This window comes from Labrenzia sp. THAF82 (assembly GCF_009363435.1).
Lineage (GTDB): Bacteria > Pseudomonadota > Alphaproteobacteria > Rhizobiales > Stappiaceae > Roseibium > Roseibium porphyridii.
In genome coordinates this window covers 1,032,501-1,051,798 of sequence record NZ_CP045354.1, presented here as the reverse complement: position 1 = coordinate 1,051,798, position 19,298 = coordinate 1,032,501, and the positions used below count along the sequence as shown (strand labels likewise).

Annotated in this window: 11 protein-coding genes, 1 tRNA gene and 2 rRNA genes (1 of these 14 only partly in view); 2 read left to right on the top strand and 12 right to left on the bottom strand. The window is 55.4% G+C overall.

The features are described 5' to 3' along the window. Together FIV00_RS05110 and FIV00_RS05105 are read left to right on the top strand one after the other, a co-directional pair. A complete protein-coding gene (locus FIV00_RS05110; protein WP_152499736.1) occupies positions 1 to 1,263 on the top strand; it encodes a glycerate kinase in 1,263 nt (420 codons plus the stop codon). 1 nt (position 1,264) lies between these two features. Then, a complete protein-coding gene (locus tag FIV00_RS05105) occupies positions 1,265 to 1,852 on the top strand; it encodes an HAD family phosphatase (RefSeq protein ID WP_152499735.1) in 588 nt (195 codons plus the stop codon). 9 nt (positions 1,853 to 1,861) lie between these two features. Here FIV00_RS05105 and cysG read toward each other — a convergent pair whose 3' ends face one another. From cysG to FIV00_RS05045, 12 genes are all read right to left on the bottom strand, one after another. Further along, positions 1,862 to 3,349, bottom strand: a complete 1,488-nt coding sequence (gene cysG / locus FIV00_RS05100) for a siroheme synthase CysG (protein WP_152499734.1) — start codon at positions 3,347 to 3,349, stop codon at positions 1,862 to 1,864. Then, positions 3,324 to 6,014, bottom strand: coding sequence for a nitrate reductase (locus FIV00_RS05095; protein WP_152499733.1), 2,691 nt, complete (start codon positions 6,012 to 6,014; stop codon positions 3,324 to 3,326). The genes cysG and FIV00_RS05095 overlap by 26 nt, the downstream gene beginning before the upstream one ends. A 46-nt stretch (positions 6,015 to 6,060) precedes the next feature. Further along, the gene (nirD, locus tag FIV00_RS05090) at positions 6,061 to 6,408 is read right to left on the bottom strand and encodes a nitrite reductase small subunit NirD (protein WP_152499732.1); all 348 of its coding nucleotides are present in this window, start codon (positions 6,406 to 6,408) and stop codon (positions 6,061 to 6,063) included. After that, on the bottom strand, positions 6,405 to 8,858 hold the full coding sequence (gene nirB, locus FIV00_RS05085) for a nitrite reductase large subunit NirB (protein WP_152499731.1): 2,454 nt from the start codon (positions 8,856 to 8,858) through the stop codon (positions 6,405 to 6,407). The genes nirD and nirB overlap by 4 nt, the downstream gene beginning before the upstream one ends. Before the next feature lie 17 nt (positions 8,859 to 8,875). Further along, positions 8,876 to 10,636 carry an ABC transporter ATP-binding protein gene (locus FIV00_RS05080; protein WP_152499730.1) on the bottom strand — a complete coding sequence of 587 codons (1,761 nt, stop codon included), beginning with the start codon at positions 10,634 to 10,636 and terminating at the stop codon, positions 8,876 to 8,878. Between the two features lie 11 nt (positions 10,637 to 10,647). Then, positions 10,648 to 11,730 (bottom strand): ABC transporter permease, encoded by a 1,083-nt coding sequence (locus FIV00_RS05075; RefSeq protein WP_152499729.1) that lies wholly within the window; start codon positions 11,728 to 11,730, stop codon positions 10,648 to 10,650. 95 nt (positions 11,731 to 11,825) lie between these two features. Further along, complete coding sequence (locus FIV00_RS05070; RefSeq protein ID WP_152499728.1) at positions 11,826 to 13,226, bottom strand: CmpA/NrtA family ABC transporter substrate-binding protein; 1,401 nt, start codon at positions 13,224 to 13,226, stop codon at positions 11,826 to 11,828. A 514-nt stretch (positions 13,227 to 13,740) separates the two neighbouring features. Then, positions 13,741 to 14,844: a CmpA/NrtA family ABC transporter substrate-binding protein gene (locus FIV00_RS05065; RefSeq protein ID WP_152499727.1), complete on the bottom strand. Its 1,104-nt coding sequence runs from the start codon at positions 14,842 to 14,844 to the stop codon at positions 13,741 to 13,743. Positions 14,845 to 14,903: 59 nt separating this feature from the next. Next, positions 14,904 to 15,491, bottom strand: a complete 588-nt coding sequence (locus FIV00_RS05060) for an ANTAR domain-containing response regulator (protein WP_152499726.1) — start codon at positions 15,489 to 15,491, stop codon at positions 14,904 to 14,906. Between the two features lie 616 nt (positions 15,492 to 16,107). Next, positions 16,108 to 16,184 (bottom strand) — tRNA-Met (locus FIV00_RS05055). A gap of 274 nt (positions 16,185 to 16,458) precedes the next feature. After that, positions 16,459 to 16,573, bottom strand: a 5S ribosomal RNA gene (gene rrf, locus FIV00_RS05050). A gap of 232 nt (positions 16,574 to 16,805) precedes the next feature. Then, positions 16,806 to 19,298, bottom strand: a 23S ribosomal RNA gene (locus tag FIV00_RS05045); it runs 231 nt beyond the window's last position.

Sequence of the window (19,298 nt, the reverse complement as noted above, 5' to 3'; positions counted from 1 at the left end):
ATGACACAAAACCCTGAAGCGCTCTTGAAGCGCCTGTTCGATGTTGCCGTCGCGGCGGCCGATCCGATGGTCTGCGTTCCAAAACACCTACCGGAAAAACCCTCCGGTCGGTTGTTGGTAGTTGGCGCCGGAAAAGCCTCTGCGCGTATGGCGGAAGCGCTTGAAACAGCGTGGGGACCAGTTGATGGACTTGTCATTACACGCGATGGCTATGCAAGGCCTTGCGCGGGAATAGAGATCGTCGAGGCGTCTCATCCGGTCCCGGACCAGCGTGGTCTTGACGCTACGGCCAGGCTTCTGGAGCTCCTTGACGGCCTTGAAGAGGGTGATCGGGTCATCGCCCTGATTTCAGGTGGTGCATCCGCATTGCTGGAACATCCGGCTGGCGAGATTTCGCTCGAAGACCTGAGGAAACTCAATGAGGATCTCCTGTCTTCCGGAGCGCCCATCGACCAGATGAACACGGTCAGAAAGCATGTGAGCCGTGTCAAAGGCGGACAACTGGCGGCGGCTGCCTACCCCGCCCGCATGATCTCATTGATCGTTTCTGACGTCGCAGGCGACGACCCTGCCTTTATTGCATCGGGTCCAACAGTTGGAGACAACACCAGTTCTGAAGATGCGAAGGCGATTTTGGCAAGCAACAACATCGTTCTTCCCAAGTCCATCGACGACGTGCTGATGGCACCGACCGGCGTATTGCCGGCAGGCGCGGCCAAGCTGTCAAAGACTGAAAACATCATTGTCGCCGCTCCTTCCCTCTCGCTGAAAGCGGCAAGTGAACAGGCGGAAGCAGAGGGAATTGATGTAACGCTTTTGGGCGATGCCCTTGAGGGCGAAGCACGTGATCTTGCAAAAGAACATGCAAGCCTTTCCCTTGAAGTGCAGGCAAAGCTCGCACCTGGCGATAAACCTCGGCTGCTGCTTTCAGGCGGAGAATGCACCGTTACACGCCGCGGCAACGGTATCGGCGGACCTAATGCAGAATATGCACTCGCACTTGCACTGGCTTTGAACCAGCAGCCCGGCATTCACGCAATAGCCTGTGATACGGACGGTGTGGACGGTGCAGCGGATGTTGCCGGAGCACGCATCGGGCCACAGACGTTGTCAAAGGCATCAAAAAATGGCGTCAATGCCGCAGACATGCTGGCCGCCAATGACAGCCATAGTTTCTTTGACCTGATCGACGACCAGATTGTCACGGGCCCAACATTGACCAATGTGAACGATTTCCGGGCAATCCTGATCGAAAGCACCTGATATGCGGGACATTGAAGCGCGGATCGAGGCAGCAGAGGCGCTGATTTTCGATTGCGACGGAACGCTCTTGAAGACGCCGGATCTGTATGCGCTTGGCTGGAAGGCCGCTTTTGGCGCGGCAGGGCTGGAGATGGATCTGGACTGGTATCACGTGCGCGCGGGCATGTCAGAACATGTCCTGATGGACGAATTCGAGGCGGAAAAGCAAGTCACCCTTGATCGCGCTCAAACCGTCCGCGACCTCCGAAAGGCTGTTCTTCAGCAAATGCACACGGTTGAGGAAATCCCCGCCATCGCATCGATTGCCCGCGAGTATCATGTCCATAAGCCAGTTGCAGTGGCATCGGGAGGCCCGCACGCCATTGTGGTTCCGGCATTGAAGGCAGCCGGTTTGTTTCCGCTTTTCAAAACTGTCGTCACAATGGACGACGTCGTCAGAGCCAAACCCTCTCCAGACTTGTTTCTCTTGGCTGCCGAAAAACTTGCGATTCCCGAAACTGCCTGTCTGGTCTTCGAAGACAGCCCACAGGGGCTTCTTGCGGCTGAAAGAGCCGGAATGTCGGCAATTGACGTGAATGATCTTATGTAAATTCTGACCTTACGCGGTTGCAGTCAGCGCCTTGCCGTGTTGCTCAGGCATTGTGTCCTGTTCAATGCACGTTTGCGCAAAGACATCGCCCACAGCAATGAGAACCGGGCCTGAAGACTGCAGACTTTCGACGCCTTCTGCCAAGTTGGCAAGGTAACCTGACCAAGACGCCGCATTGTGGCGGGAGACATTGGCCATCACCCTCACAGGGGTACGCGATGAAAGACCTTCTGCGATCATTCGCGCAGTGATCCGGCCTGCCATTCGCCCGGCCATGTAAAACACGGTCGTGGTTGCCGGATCTGTGAGACCTTTCCAGTCGACGGTTTCAGGCAGTTTTCCATTCCGAGCATGCCCTGTTACGAAGCGAACTGATTGCGCGTGATCGCGATGAGTCAGCGAAATGCCCAGTTCAGCTGCCATTGCCGATGCAGCTGTAATGCCTGGCACAACACTGGCCGGAATTCCTTCGTCAGAAAGGCGCTGAAGTTCCTCACCTGCCCGGCCGAAAATCATCGGGTCGCCAGACTTCAGCCGAACCACATTCTTTCCCTGCCGGGCCAGAGAAACCATCAGATCGTTGATGTCCTCCTGCCGGCAACTTTCCCGGCCGCCTCGCTTACCGACCAACATGCGTTTCGCCTCTCGGCGGGCGAGCTCCAGCACGGCGTCATCAACCAGGTCGTCAAACAAAATGACATCGGCAGCCTGCAAGGCCCGCATCGCCTTCAACGTCAGATATTCGGCATCGCCCGGTCCTGCACCGACCAGCGTCACGCGCCCCTGGCCTGCATGGCTGGCCTCGTCGAGAAGTGGATCGAACTCTTCCAGGTCCGTTGTCTCGGGGGCTGATCTGGATGAAAACGCCAGATCCACAAAACGCTCCCAGAAACGACGGCGTTCGGCACCTGCTGATAGCGATTTCATGACGCGACCGCGGATTTGTTGCGCCAGCAAGGCCCAATTTCGCAATGAGCCTGGCAACAGAGTTTCAATCCGCCTGCGAATAGCTTGCCCCAGGATGGGAGCTGCTCCATTGGTTGAAACGCCGATGACAACTGGCGATCTGTTCACGATCGATCCGAACTGAAACTGACAAAACGGCGGATTGTCGATAACGTTTACAGGTACACCGGCAGCCTTTGCCGCGCAGAAAAATGCTTGCGCTTCGCCTTGCGACCGCGCATCGGCTATCGCAAGACTGGCACCTTCAAAGCTGTCCATCGACCAGCACGTCTGGTGGTGAACAAAACCTCCTTTGACACTCCCGGCCTCAAGCAACCGCTCGAATGTCTGTTCCAATTGCTCAGCGAAAACGTGAACCTCAGCTCCCGCTGCAGCCAGCAGTTCAGCCTTCCAGGCTGCGGCATCCGTTCCACCGGCGAGAACAACCCGCTTGCCTTCCAGGGAGAAAAACAAAGGCACACTTGCCAGGGGTTCGACCCGGACAGCCCGGCGTTTGGATCCGACTTCAACCGGCCTGCGCAATGTCGACATCCTCCGAGATCTCCCTACTGAAACCATCTATGATCGCCTGGATCTCCGATCGGCATGACCCGCAATTCGTTCCGGCCTCCAGGCAAGCTCCAATGGCGCTTAAACTGGCGGCACCATCTTTGACCGCAGCTGCAATCTGGTTGTTGCCGACCTGGAAGCAGGAACACACGATTGCGCCCTTGTCGGGCATATCAGCAGGGGGACGACCCGCCAGAACCTTGAAACGCTGATCCCTGGAAAGGGTCGGGCTCTCCAACAGGCTGCAGGCCCATTGACGCGACACGGCTACTGGATCTTTTGAAAAGAAAAATGCCCCGTCCAGGTCATCTCCGCACCACCCTGCAACGCGCAGGTATCCTGCATTGCGATCTTCGAGGCGAAGCGGCTCTGTTGCGTTTCCCATGAGGCGTTCGGAAAAAGCCGTGAGGTCGGTCTGCTCAATTCCTGCCATCTCGATCCGCCAACCGCCATTGGTCGGTGCGATCGCCCAATAATCAACGTCCAGCGCCTGCGGCCTGCTGCGCATGACAGCGAAGCCATACCAGGAATACTGCTTTTTCCGAATTGCGACTGGTGTGAATTTTGATCCCGGTTGACCCGAAAAAGGGTCGGTTTCAGGGGCAACAACGGCATCCACCCGCGCCTGTGAAGCAACCTGATCCGTCCAGTGCATCGGCACAAAAACCGTACCTTTCTGGACTTTTTCCGTCACCTGCGCACGCACTGTGACTGCTCCATATGGACTTTTAACCTCGACAAGGTCAGCGGCATCAATGCCGGATTGTTTTGCATCCACTGGATGAATTTCCACGTAAGGCTCTGCAATATGCGCGGCAAGGCGTGGTGTCTTTCCGGTCCGGGTCATTGTATGCCATTGATCACGGATACGGCCCGTATTGAGCACGAAAGGAAATCTGCGTCCGGTCTCGCGTGGTTCTTTGACCTTTGTTGCCACAAAGGCTGCCTTGCGATCTGGCGTGTAGAAGTTTCCGTTTGCGAAAAAACGCGTTTCTTCGCCGGATCCCATCCCACTCGGCTGTGGCCACTGCACGGGTTCCAGGCCGTCAAACTCCGAAAGTGCAAGGCCAGCCAGAGCACTGATATCAAAATCTCGACTGCCCCGGTTCTCGTACCCGGAAAGGGCAGCGTGTTCGCGAAAAATCGCATCCGGACCTGAATAGTCAAAGGCTTCTTTGAAGCCCATGCGACAGGCAACCTCACTCAACTGCCACCAGTCAGGTCTGGTTTCTCCAGGAAGGTCAAGAAGGCTTCGCTGCCTTGAAATCCGCCGTTCGGAATTTGTAACGGTGCCGTCTTTTTCGCCCCACGCTGCGGCCGGCAGAAGCACATTCGCATACCCAACCGTATCTGCAGCTCTTGTCACATCGGAAACCACAACGAACGGACAAGCTTTCAGCGCATCGGTAACGCTATCCGCGTCCGGCAGGCTGTCGACCGGGTTCGTTGCCATGATCCACAAAGCCTTGATCTTTCCGCTGCGTGCCGCCCGGAACAAATCAACCGCCTTGAGACCCGGTTTTTCGGCGATGACCGGGCTTTGCCAAAAATCCTGCACTATCGCGCGGTGCTTTGGGTTCTCGATCGCCATATGCGATGCAAGCATGTTGGCAAGACCGCCAACTTCACGCCCACCCATGGCATTGGGCTGCCCTGTCACCGAGAAAGGGCCCATGCCTGCTCTGCCGATGCGACCTGTCGCCAGATGGGTGTTGATGATCGCATTGACTTTGTCAGTCCCGGTGGTGGACTGATTGACGCCCTGGCTATAGACAGTGACGGTTTTTTCCGTGCGCGCGACCATCGTATAAAATGTTGCCAGATCACGCCGTGCCAACCCAGTCGCCTCGGCAATTCGATTGATTTCGCAGGCACCGGCCGACGCCAGAGCGTCCTCAAAGCCGTTCGTGTGGGCCTTGATATAGGCCTGGTTCAACGCTCCGGCTTCTGACAGGAATGCCAGCAGACCGTTGAACAGGGCAACGTCAGAGTCAGGCTTCAACGCCAGATGCAAGTCCGCGATGGCACAAGTTGCTGTTTCTCTCGGATCAATCACAACGACACGCATCTGCGGATTGGCCGCTTTCGCTGCTTCGACCCGCTGAAACAGAACAGGGTGACACCAGGCAAGATTGGACCCGACCAGCACAAGCAGCTCACAGGATTCCAGATCCTCATAGGTTCCTGGAACCGTGTCGCTGCCAAAGGAACGCCGATGACCGGCGACCGAAGAGGCCATGCACAAGCGCGAATTCGTGTCGATATTGGCCGAGCCGATGAACCCCTTCATCAACTTGTTTGCGACGTAATAGTCCTCGGTCAGAATTTGACCTGATACATAAAAGGCAACGCTGTCGGGTCCATATTCCCGAACAGCTTGGGTGAAGCGGTCTGCGACCAGGTCGAGGGCCTCGTCCCAACTTGCCTGTGCACCTTCGATTTCCGGAAAAAGCAGTCGGTCGTCCAGAGAAAGCGTTTCACCCAGGGCTGAACCTTTGGAACACAAACGCCCGAAATTCGACGGATGTTCCGGATCACCGGAAATGGCGACCGATCCATCCTCCTTGACTTGCGCAAGCACGCCGCAACCCACCCCGCAATAGGGGCAGGTTGTCTTGACCGTTTTTATTGTTTCTGGACCGGCCATACGGCGAAGCTCCTTGGGCTTTCCTCGATTTCTTTGATGTGTTTGTTCAAGCGACGGTTCTGCGCGCCAGGTCATCGGCGGCAAGTAAAATCGTTCCGTTCTCGATCTTTGCTGTCGTGACCGGAACCTTGCCATCGTCGGCGCCTTGCGCGAGACCCGTTGCGAGATCAAATACCCAATTGTGCAAGGGACAAGTCACTGAAGTTCCATGGACAATGCCCTGACTGAGTGGTCCGCCTTTGTGCGGGCAGCGATCATCGAGCGCATAGACCTCATCATTGACGGTTCTGAACACTGCGACGCACCCTGCCGACGTCTTAACGACCCGTGCGCCCTCGCGGGGTATGTCAGACAACGTCCCGATTGCGACCCAACTTCTGGTTTCCGCGGTCATTCCGCAGCCTCCCTGGTGAACACGGCCATTGGATTGAATTCGTGTTTGTCCTTCCCGGACACACGTTCGGACCAGGGATCAACCTGTGCGAATTTCTGCGAGAAGACGAAGCGGTCGAAATAAGCTCTGCGCCGATCATGGTCTTCCATGATCTGTTGCCGGATCTCGTCATATCCGACACGCTTCGCCCATTTGTAGATCCGCTCCAGATACCAGCCCTGCTCCCGGTACATCTGAGTGAGCGCGACAACATGCTCAAGGACTTCTTCCTCGGTCTTTACAAGACCAAGGACTTCCGTCCCCTTGATGTCCAGACCGGCGGCACCGGCGTAGTGGATCTCAAACCCGCTGTCGACACACACAACGCCAATATCCTTGCAGGTCGCTTCAGCGCAGTTGCGCGGGCAACCAGAAACCGCAAGTTTCAGTTTGGCAGGCGTCCAGGACCCCCACATGAACTTCTCAAGCTGGATGCCGAGACCGGTGGAATCCTGCGTACCGAAGCGGCACCAGTCGGATCCGACACAGGTTTTCACCGTACGCAGGCCTTTTGCATACGCCTGACCGGAAACAAACCCTGCCTTCCCCAGGTCTTCCCAGACCGCCGGCAGGTCTTCTTTCTTGATGCCCAGCATGTCGATGCGCTGACCCCCGGTGCACTTGACTGCTGGGATATCGAATTTGTCGACGACATCGGCAATCGCCCTCAGTTCCTTGGACGAGGTCATACCGCCCCACATGCGCGGAACGACCGAATAAGTGCCGTCCTTTTGAATGTTGGCGTGAACTCGTTCGTTGATGAACCGGGACTGATAGTCATCGGCATATTCATCGGGCCAGTCCGAAACCAGATAATAATTCAATGCCGGGCGACACTTGGCACACCCGCCGGAAGTGGACCACTCCAGTTCCTGCATGACCGCCGGAATGGTTTTAATTTCCTTCGACTTGATGAGACGACGAACCTCGTCATGGCCCAGAGTGGTGCAGCCGCACATGGGCTTTACCGCCGCCGGATTGTAGGCATCACCCAAGGTCACCTGCATCAGCTGCTCAACCAGACCGGTACAGGTTCCACAGGACGCAGAAGCCTTGGTATGAGCCCGGACATCATCCAGGTTCGTCAGGCCCTTGTCCTTGATGGTGGTAACAATCTTTCCTTTACATACGCCGTTACAGCCGCAGATTTCCGCATCATCCGGCAAGGCTGCAACGGCCGCCATAGGGTCCAGTGGGGCACTCCCCTGGTAGGCCTGGCCAAAAATCAGTGTCTCGCGCATTTCCGAGACATCGGTTCCCTTCTTGAGCAGATCGAAGAACCACGGACCATCGGACGTCTCACCATAGAGGACAGCCCCGATGATCTTGTCGTCCTTCAAGACAAGGCGTTTGTAAACACCTGCTGTCGCGTCCCGAAGAACGATCTCCTCGCGATCTTCGCCTTCTGCAAAGTCACCTGCGGAATAAAGATCGACCCCGGTTACCTTGAGTTTGGTCGCAGTAACCGAACCTCTGTAGCCGGACGCCCCGTCCAGCAGATTGTCGGCGATCACCTCTGCCATTTCGTAGAGTGGTGCAACCAGACCGTAACAGGCACCTTGATGTTCGACACATTCGCCAAGGGCGAAAATGTCTGTGTCGCTGGTCCGCATGTCATCCTTGACAAGAATGCCGCGATTGACTTCAAGCCCGATGTCTTTCGCCAGATCGGTTGAAGGCCGGATGCCGACAGCCATGACGATGATGCTCGCGTCGATCTCTGTCCCGTCATCCAGGCGAATGGCTTTCACTTTGCCGTCGCCATCATCGACAATCTCGTGGCTGTTGGCCTTCGTGCGAACGTCGATGCCCCGTCGCTTGAATTCTTCTTCCAGAAGATGACCCGCGGCCGGGTCGAGCTGACGTTCCATAAGGGTCGGCATAAGATGAAGAACGGTCACCTCCATGCCCTGCATTTTCAAACCGGCTGCTGCTTCCAACCCCAGAAGACCACCACCAATAACCACTGCGCGCCCACCGCGTTGAGCGGCTGCAAGCATCTTGTCGACGTCATCCAGGTCCCGGTAGGTCAGAACGCCATCGAGGTCCTTGCCCGGAAGGGGAATTATGAATGGGTTCGAACCGGTCGCTATCACCAACTTGTCGTAGGCAGCAGTTACACCACTTTCCGACGTGACTGTTTTTGAAGCCCGGTCAATGGCACTCACGCGTGCAGACTTGTGGAGCGTGATGTCATGCTCAGCATACCAATCATCACCATGGGTGATGATGTCTTCATAGGTTTTCTCCCCCGAGAGGACAGGGGACAACATCAACCTGTTGTAATTGACCCTTGGCTCAGCGTTGAAAATCGTGACCTCGTAGGCCTCTTTGTCTTTCTCGAGCAGATATTCAAGCATCCGCCCAGGGGCCATGCCGTTCCCGACGATGACAAGTTTCTGTTTGTTCATTGTCTCCCTCCCCGGTTTCACTCTGCGGCCTCTATGGCGGCTCTTTGTCTGGCCAGACGGGCTGCGCGTTTTTCCTGGATGGATTTCAGTTGGTCTTCACTCGGATCAGCTCCGCCCTCATAGGCCTCGAGGAAATCGAGAAGCTCTTCGCGATAGGCGTAATAGTCCGGGTGTGCGAGCAGCTCTTTACGGGAACGAGGGCGCGGAAGATCGACCTCCATGATGTTACCAATCCGGGCATTCGGCCCGTTGGACATCATCACAACGCGGTCTGCGAGCAGAATGGCTTCGTCAACGTCATGGGTGACGCAGACCGCCGTCACCTGCGTACGCTTCCAGACATCCATCAGAACGTCCTGAAGCTCCCAACGCGTGAGGCTATCGAGCATTCCAAAGGGCTCATCGAGCAGGAGCAACTTCGGCGACAATGCAAATGCACGTGCAATACCGACGCGCTGTTTCATGCCGTTGGAAAGATCCGCTGCCGCCTTTTGCATGGCATCGGCAAGGCCGACTTTCGACAGGTAGTATTCGATGACGTCGCGCTTTTCGGCCTTGGACGCATCCGGATACACCTTGTCGACACCCAGTTCGACATTCTCGTAAGCTGTGAGCCAGGGCATCAGGCTTGGAGCCTGAAAAACAACAGCCCGATCAGGACCAGCCTGGGTGACATGCGTACCGTCGAGGACAATCGCTCCTTCCGTGATCGGATTTAGACCCGCGACCATTGATAGGACCGTGGACTTGCCACAGCCTGAGTGACCGATCAGGGTGATGAACTCACCCTTCTTCATCTTCAGTTCAAAGCCGTCGACAACTGTCAGCGGCCCCTTAGGCGTCGGATAAACCTTCTTCAACTGAGAGAAATCGAGGAAGCGGTCCTGATTGAAGCTTTCTGCCGCACGCTCATAGGCGACCGGCAGCTTGTCACCCTTCTTGGTCCGCTGTGTGATCGGAACGATGTTGGGCAGAACGATGTCGCGTTCCAGATCAGCCCCACGCTCCGCACCCACCTGCATCAGGTATTCCGTGATTTCGGCACGCAATCTGATGAAATCATCGTCGTGATTGAGTTCAGCCCGTTCGCGTGGTCGCTTGAACGGCACCTTGAATTCAGGACCAAGCGTTGCCGGCGTGCCCGGTTTGAGCGGAATAATTCTGTCCGCGAGAAGAATGGCTTCGTCCACATCATTGGTGATGAGGACAATCGTCTTCTTCTCCTCTTCGCAAATTGCTGCGAATTCGTCCTGGAGTTTCGCGCGGGTCAGAGCGTCGAGTGCTGACAGTGGCTCATCAAGCAACAGCAACTCCGGCTGCATGGCAAGCGCACGAGCAACCGCAACACGCTGACGCATACCACCGGAAAGCTCAGCAGGCTTTCGCTCACGGGCATGGCCCAGCCCCACCATCTCGATATACTTGTCGCAGATCTCTTTGCGTTCCTTGGTGCTCTTCTTTTTGAAGACACTGTCGACCGCGAGCGCGACATTTCCTGAAACCGACAGCCACGGCATCAGCGAATAGGACTGAAACACGACGCCCCGGTCCGGGCTCGGCCCGTCTATTTCTTTGCCTTTGAAAACAATGCCGCCTGTATCAGGTTCTATGAGGCCAGCCAGAAGCGAGATGAGCGTCGTTTTACCGGTGCCGGAAAACCCGACAATGGCAATGAATTCACCCTCATCCACCTTCAGGTTGATGTCTTCAAGAACATCAGTCCGGCTTGCAGCTTCGCCATAACACTTGGAGATACCGGCAATTTCCAGAAAGGACATATCTGCGCTCCTTATCTGTTGGCCGAGAACGTAAAGGCGCGCTGAAGCGCAAACATCAGGCGGTCAAGCATGAAGCCGATAATCCCGATGGTTAGAACAGCGACCATGATTTTCGCCAGTGATTGGGAAGAGCCGTTCTGGAATTCATCCCAAACAAACTTTCCCAGACCAGGGTTCTGGGCCAGCATTTCCGCCGCGATCAACACCATCCAGCCCACACCGAGAGACAGGCGCAAACCGGTGAAGATCAATGGAAGTGACGACGGCAGGACCAGCTTGGTCACCGTTTTCCATGTCGGCAGCTGCAGGACCCGGCCAACATTCATCAGATCCTTGTCGACCGAGGCGACGCCGAGAGCGGTATTGATCAATGTCGGCCACATGGAACAAAGCGTGACAGTGACGGCAGAGATCAGAAGCGATTTCGACAACCAGTCATAAGGATTGGCGTAAGTCGCCGACACGATCATGGTCACGATCGGCAGCCAGGCGAGCGGCGAGACAGGTTTGAAGATCTGTATGAGTGGATTGATCGCACCGTTGAAGGTTCTTGAAAGACCGGATGCAATGCCAAGAGGCACCGCAATGATGGTGGCAATCAGAAAACCGAGGCCGACGGTTTTAAGCGATGTCCCGATCTGGTCGATGTAAGTCGGCTTGCCCGTGTAGCTCCGCCATTTAACCTTGTCGGTTTTTCCTTCGGCTTCATATTTGGCATTGCGCGTGTCTTGCCGCTCATAAAACGCAGCTGCTTTTTCCCGCTCCCGGACATGGTCGTCCCAAAGATTGACCGTTTGCGCCCAAACCTGAGCTGGCCCGGGCACCGCTCCAAGCGAGGTTTGAACCTGTGGTGCCAGAACGCCCCAGAGCACAAGGAATGCAGCAATCCCGAGAACGGGAATGAGGAGGACCCGCTTCAGTTCTCCGAGCTGCTCCTTCGGACTGTCGCCGGCAGCGATTTTCAAGAGCGGCACAGACCATGACAGGCCAAGCGCATCCAGCCAACCGGCAGCTTTGTTAATTCGGGTGAAGAGCCGTTCCTTGCGCGCGGTGCGCTCAAGGTCTTGGCTGCCTGCGGTATCGGCATTGGCCATAATGAAGGTCCTTGCTCGGATTTCTTGGTTTCGCTTGAACTTGGAAAAGAGGAGCGGCGAAGGCTGCAGGTCCGCCACTCCAGTTTCACAGTGGCTTAGCCGCCGACAACTTCGTTGCCATCGACAACCTGCTTGCCCTTCAGACCGATGGGCAGACTGTCGAGATAGGCATTCGGTTGCTTGCCGTCGTAGGGAATGCCGTCAATGATATCTTCAGCCGGTGTCGGAACGCGGTATCCGTCCGTGTCCCACGGGAAGTCCTCTTCAGCGACATGGCCTTCCTCGACCAGCAATCGTGCCGCAGCCAGGTAGATTTCCGGCTGATAAACCGACTTGGCAACTTCATCATACCAGCTGTCAGGCTTGTGCTCGCTGATCTGTCCCCATCGGCGCATCTGGGTGAGGTACCAGACAGCATCCGAATAGTAGGGATAGGTCGCAAAATAGCGGTAGAAGACGTTGAAGTCGGGAACGTCGCGCTTGTCGCCCTTCTCATATTCGAAAGTGCCGGTCATGGAGTTCGCGATGACCTCTGCATCAGCGCCAACATATTCGGACCTCGCCAGAATCTCGACGGCTTCCATGCGGTTGGCGTTGTCGTTCTCATCGAGCCATTTGGCGGCGCGGATCAAGGCTTTTGTGATTGCAAGCGTCGTATTCGGATTTTCTTCGGTAAACTCCTTGGTAAGACCAAAGACTTTCTCAGGGTTGTTTTTCCAGATCTCGAAGTCGGTAATGACCGGAACGCCGATGCCTTTGAAGACGGCTTGCTGGTTCCACGGCTCGCCCACGCAATAGCCATAGATGGTGCCAGCTTCCAATGTTGCCGGCATTTGGGGGGGCGGTGTCACAGACAGCAAAGCTTCTGCCTGGATTTGACCGGAAATATCTGACTCCGAATAAAAGCCCGGGTGAATGTCGCCCGACGCGAGCCAGTAACGCAGCTCGTAATTGTGCGTGGAAACAGGGAAAACCATTCCCATGTTAAACGGCTTGCCCTCATCAATGAATTTGTCGACCACGGGCTTCAGCGCTTTTGCTGAAATTGGATGCTGCGGGCGGCCGTCATCCATCTTCGGAATGTTCGGCTTCATCATTTCCCAAATCTCGTTGGAAACGGTGATGCCGTTGCCGTTGAGATCCATGGAGAAAGGCGTGACGATGTGTGCCTTTGTGCCAAAGCCGATCGTGGCCGCAAGCGGTTGGCCGGCCAACATATGGGCGCCATCCAGTTCTCCTGTTATGACCCGATCAAGCAGAACTTTCCAGTTTGCCTGAGGCTCCAGGGTCACGAAGAGGCCTTCTTCTTCAAAATAGCCTAGTTCATAGGCGACCGCGAGCGGCGCCATGTCTGTCAGTTTGATGAAACCGAAGGTCAGTTCATCCTTTTCGACATCAAGCATTTCTGCAAATGCGCCGGAAGTCGGCACCAAGGCAGTTGCAGCCATGAGTGCGCCAAGAGCAACCCGGCGAGTCATCTGGAAGGTTTTTGCCATTGTCACGTCCTGTTCCCTCTCTTGCCCCGCCGCCTTGGCATTGGGACCAAACAAAAGAAAAGCCGCCGACTGACCCTGCATGTATAGGAGGAGGAACCATGCAGATCAGAGCGGCGGCTTTGCCTGTGCGCCCTACGATGGACGCGATATCAGTTGGGCCTGCGTCGGCCACACCGTCTTGAAAGCAGGAAGCGTGCCAGTTTTCAGAAAACGGGGTTTATTCTTCTAGAACAGATAGATAGATAAAACAGCGGTCGTCATGTGTTTCAACAGTCTGCTCGTTTCGTCAGCTTAGTCGGCAGGCAAGTGAACTTTTTTTGTGCAACGCAGCGAAAACGAGACCTTGTTAACCAACCCAGTTTCAAGCGTGATCGGACAGATCGAAGGCAAGGTCTACACTGCGCACGATCTGCATTCGTGTCGCTGCATTCTCATGCTGCAGGAGACCGAACCGGTCGTCTCCAGTCTCTTTCAAAGAGTTCCTGTATTGGCTGACCAGCGCACTTCTATGGCGCTAAGCATCAAAGAGTTTGATCGCCGGCTCCAACCAGCTCTCGTCAAGTCCAAGTGCGGTTCGGTAGATCTGCGGGGAAAAGACAGCTTCAGCCTGAAGGGACGCCTCTTCAGATGCCAACGCCTGTCTCCAGCGAACCATTTGCTCAAAAAACCAACGCCCGTGCGCAGGCATTGGCGCAGCCTTGGTGCCGCCTGAGAAACTCAGGAAACCGGGTACCGAAAATTCGGGCTCGCCGGTGCCAAAGCGCATCTGACCTGTGATGGCCGGCATGCAAATTTCCAATGGACAGGACAACAGATCTGAACGGGATAATATGCCGGCCAAATGGCCGGCGTTTTCCGGTGATGCGCACCAATCGGCGGCAGCTGAAAATGCGCGCAACAAAGCAGAAAGTGTCTCAGGATTTCGCTCTGCCCAAGTTTGCGTGACTCCCAAAACTTTTTCAGGACTATCCGGCCAGATCGCTTGTTTATAGGTGACGATCCGACCTGTTCCAGCCGAAACTGCTGCCGTGTTCCAAGGTTCACCAACGCAGTATCCGTCGATCTGTTTGGCCCGCAACGCATCTGCCATGACCTGTGGGGCAAGGACCGCAATCTCAACATGTTTGTCAGGATCAACGCCTGCTGCTGCCAGCCAATAGCGTAGCTCATAGGCATGCCCGGAAAAGGGATGCACAACACCGAAACGCAATGGTTGATTTCCGTTTGAGTACCGCGAGAAGACTAAGGATGCCAATGCCTTGCCGGTTGAAACCGGATCACCCTTCAAGTCCGCCCCGGTGTCGGTCATTTGCTGCCACAAATCCGTTGAAACCGTAATGGCATTGCCCCCGAGACCGAGAAGCATCGGCGCTTTCATGGGAACTGCCAAACTTGTAAGATTGAGCGTCGCCGCAATCGGCATCGGGGCAAGCATGTGTGCAACGTCAAAATGACCGACCGAAATTCGATCGCGAATGTTTGCCCAGGAAGTTTCCCTTACCAGCTTAAGAGCAATCCCCTCCTCTTCGGCAAACCCCAATTCTGAAGCAACCACCGGGACAGCGCAGTCGAGCAACGGAATGAAACCGGCAATGACGGGTCTTAGATTTGGGTCCATTACGATTCACCCCCCTGGTTGTCCGCTCCTCCCCAACCGGTTAATTTTAATGTCATCATCTAGTCCCCCAACAAACCGCTGGCGATAACCAGACTTTGTGCCACGTCGATAATTTTGCGGCTTTGGTTCATGGCGGTTCTGCGCAAAAGATCATAGGCCTCCTGTTCTGAGAGCCCTTTCGATTTCATCAAAATGCCTTTGGCCCGATCGACAGTTTTCCGGTCGGCAAGCTCCGTCCGTGCCTCTTCGAGATCATTTTCCAGTTTTGAAAAGGCTCGAAACCTGCTGATCGCCATATCAAGAATTGGTTTGACACGCTCTCGCCGGAGCCCGTCAACGACATAGGCCGAGACACCGGCATCAACCGCTGCCTCAATCGAATGACTATCAGCGCTGTCTACGAACATTGCGATCGGTCTATGAACCGCACGCGACACCTGAAACATGTGTTCAAGCTGATCGCGATTTGGATTTTCGAGATCTATGACAATCACATCAGGATTGATGTCCGCGATTTGCCGAACAAGGCCGTCCATCTGATGAACGACTATGACCTTGTCATGCCCTGCGTCTTGCAATCCTTCTTCGATAATCGAAGCACGGATCTTGTTGTCATCTATGACCAGTATGGACAAACCACCATTCATGCCGCCATTATGCGCAGGACTATTTTTTATGCAATCTATTTGCTGCACTGCAGTATTATAATTTGAGATATGTGAAAACGAGGTTTCCAACCCTATGGGCGGCCTATTCAAATAAGGTTATGGCGTTCGAATTCTTCTTAGATTTCCAGTGCCCCACCAAGTTCTATTTTGCCTGCTGCCCTGCCGCACGCCTATCTGGCGGACCATGCGTCGGAGCTTTGTCCGCGTTGCATGGAGTTTGTTTCTGGACGGCCAAAGGTCTCTTTGTCAGGTTTTCCGGTTTAGATTTTGGGCGTTTCGTTCAGCAAAAAAGCCGCCCGAGATGGGCGGCTTTTTTGGTTTTGTGAGCAGGATTTGGGAGTTTTTTGCCCTTCTGCGTCGGACGTTGTCCTCCTTGATGGGGCCCGGGGAGGTCCAACTCTGTATCCACTGACCGAATACGACAACAGCCCCACCCCTTACGGGATGAGGCTGTTGTCGAATTTGGTTGCGGGAGCAGGATTTGGTGTTTTTTGCCCCGTTGCGTCGGGCAAAGCCCTCCTTCCGGGGACCCCGTCCGGTTCAAATCGACGACCCCTAAGCAAAAAAAAGCCGCCCGAGATGGGCGGCTGTTTTTTGGTTGCGGGAGCAGGATTTGAACCTGCGACCTTCAGGTTATGAGCCTGACGAGCTACCGGGCTGCTCCATCCCGCGTTATTTTTGTTTTGCGCGTCCTCGATCTTTTGGATCTTCGGTTGTCGCGTGGGCTGCTCCCTTTTGGAGAGGGTCCCTATTTGATTTCGCTGGAATGGAACGATTGTTCCGAAGCGCAGCGAAGGCAAGCGCAAAGCGCGTCGGCCACTTTTGGCCGCCCTCGCGGAGGCCAGGGCGAAGCCCGGTGCGGCCGTGAGCGCTCAAGTTGAAGAGATTTAGCGCTCAAGTAGCCGACAGGCGGTAGCGCACTAAACTGTCAAACTGCGTTTAGCAGGCCTGGCGGCGACCTACTCTCCCACACCTTAAGATGCAGTACCATTGGCGCTGGGGAGTTTCACGGCCGAGTTCGGGATGGGATCGGGTGGGGGCTCCCCGCTGGGGCCACCAGGCCGGCGAAGCGCAGTTTGTTGTGAACTGGTCTTGGTTTGTTTTTTGTTTGCCCTCACGGCCGCACGCTGCTTTGCAGCTGGCCTCCGGGAGGCGGCCTGACCGGCCGGCGCGCTTTGCGCTTACGAACCTTTCGGTTCGAACCTTTTCCCTTGAGGGGCAAACTGGTCTTAAACGCGCTCAAGTAGCCCGAAGGGCGGTAGCGCATTTAAAAGATGAACATTGACTAATGAGAGGATCAAGCCGAACGAGCTATTAGTAAAGCTAAGCTTCATGCGTTGCCGCACTTCCACACGCTTCCTATCGACGTGGTGGTCTTCCACGGCTCTTCAGGGAGAGCTGGTTTTGAGGTGGGTTTCCCGCTTAGATGCTTTCAGCGGTTATCCCTTCCGTACATAGCTACCCTGCAATGCGGCTGGCGCCACAACAGGTCCACCAGAGGTACGTCCATCCCGGTCCTCTCGTACTAGGGACAGATCCTCTCAATTCTCCTACACCCACGGCAGATAGGGACCGAACTGTCTCGCGACGTTCTGAACCCAACTCACGTACCACTTTAATTGGCGAACAGCCAAACCCTTGGGACCTGCTCCAGCCCCAGGATGTGATGAGTCGACATCGAGGTGCCAAACAATGCCGTCGATATGGACTCTTGGGCATCATCAGCCTGTTATCCCCGGCGTACCTTTTATCCGTTGAGCGATGGCCCTTCCACGAGGGACCACCGGATCACTATGGCCGACTTTCGTCTCTGCTCGACTTGTCAGTCTCGCAGTCAGGCAGGCTTATGCCATTGCACTCAACGAGCGATTTCCGACCGCTCTGAGCCCACCTTCGCGCGCCTCCGTTACCATTTGGGAGGCGACCGCCCCAGTCAAACTACCCGCCACACACGGTCCCGGATATTGTTGTACCGCGGTTAGATATCCATGACGACAAGGGTGGTATTTCAAGGGTGACTCCACAAGAGCTGGCGCCCTTGTTTCAACGTCTACCACCTATCCTACACATGTCGTGACGAATACCAGTGTGAAGCTGTAGTAAAGGTGCACGGGGTCTTTCCGTCTGACCGCAGGAACCCCGCATCTTCACGGGGAATTCAATTTCACTGAGTCTATGCTGGAGACAGCGGGGAAGTCGTTACGCCATTCGTGCAGGTCGGAACTTACCCGACAAGGAATTTCGCTACCTTAGGACCGTTATAGTTACGGCCGCCGTTTACTGGGGCTTCAATTCGGTGCTTGCACACCTCCTCTTAACCTTCCAGCACCGGGCAGGCGTCAGACCCTATACGTCGCCTTGCGGCTTCGCAGAGCCCTGTGTTTTTGATAAACAGTCGCCACCCCCTGGTCTGTGCCACCCCAATCCGGTTGCCCGAACTGAGGTCTCCCTTCTCGCGAACTTACGGGAGCATTTTGCCGAGTTCCTTCAGCATAGTTCTCTCAAGCGCCTTGGTATTCTCTACCAGTCCACCTGTGTCGGTTTCGGGTACGGTTTATACGGTGGAGCTATTTCCTGGAACACCTTCGCTGCACCCCCAATCCAATAAGGAGATACAACACACGGCATCCGTCACTACCACCAAGCTGCAGAATATTAACTGCATTCCCATCGACTACGCCTTTCGGCCTCGCCTTAGGGGCCGGCTAACCCTGCGCCGATTAGCGTTGCGCAGGAACCCTTGGACTTTCGGCGAGAGTGTCTCTCACACTCTTTATCGTTACTCATGTCAGCATTCGCACTTCTGATATCTCCAGGAGCCCTCACAGGTCTCCCTTCGCAGACTTACAGAACGCTCCGCTACCGCGCATCAAAGATGCACCCGCAGTTTCGGTGTATGGCTTGAGCCCCGGTACATTTTCGGCGCGGGACCCCTTATTTAGACCAGTGAGCTGTTACGCTTTCTTTAAATGATGGCTGCTTCTAAGCCAACATCCTGGTTGTTTTGGGAGTCCTACATCCTTTCCCACTTAGCCATAACTTAGGGACCTTAACTGGCGGTCAGGGTTGTTTCCCTCTCCACAATGGACGTTAGCACCCACTGTGTGTCTGCCGGATAGTACTTCTCGGTATTCGGAGTTTGGTTAGGATCAGTAAGGCGGTAAGCCCCCATAGCCCATCCAGTGCTCTACCCCCGAGAGTATTCATCCGACGCTCTACCTAAATAGATTTCGCGGAGAACCAGCTATTTCCGAGTTTGATTGGCCTTTCACCCCTAGCCACAGCTCATCCCCGACTTTTTCAACAGGCGTGGGTTCGGTCCTCCAGTGCGTGTTACCGCACCTTCAACCTGGCCATGGCTAGATCACTCGGTTTCGGGTCTAATCCAACGAACTAAGCGCCCTATTCAGACTCGCTTTCGCTGCGCCTACACCTATCGGCTTAAGCTTGCTCGTTAAATTAAGTCGCTGACCCATTATACAAAAGGTACGCTGTCAGGCTTGCGCCCTCCAACTGTTTGTAGGCATCCGGTTTCAGGGTCTGTTTCACTCCCCTCGTCGGGGTGCTTTTCACCTTTCCCTCACGGTACTTGTTCGCTATCGGTCGACAAGGAGTACTTAGGCTTGGAGGGTGGTCCCCCCACGTTCAGACAGGATTTCACGTGTCCCGCCCTACTCAAGGACTTGCAGAACTTCTACCCGTACGGGGCTATCACCCACTAAGGCCCGACTTTCCAGACGGTTCCGGTTCTTATCTACAAGCCACTGGCCTGGTCCGCGTTCGCTC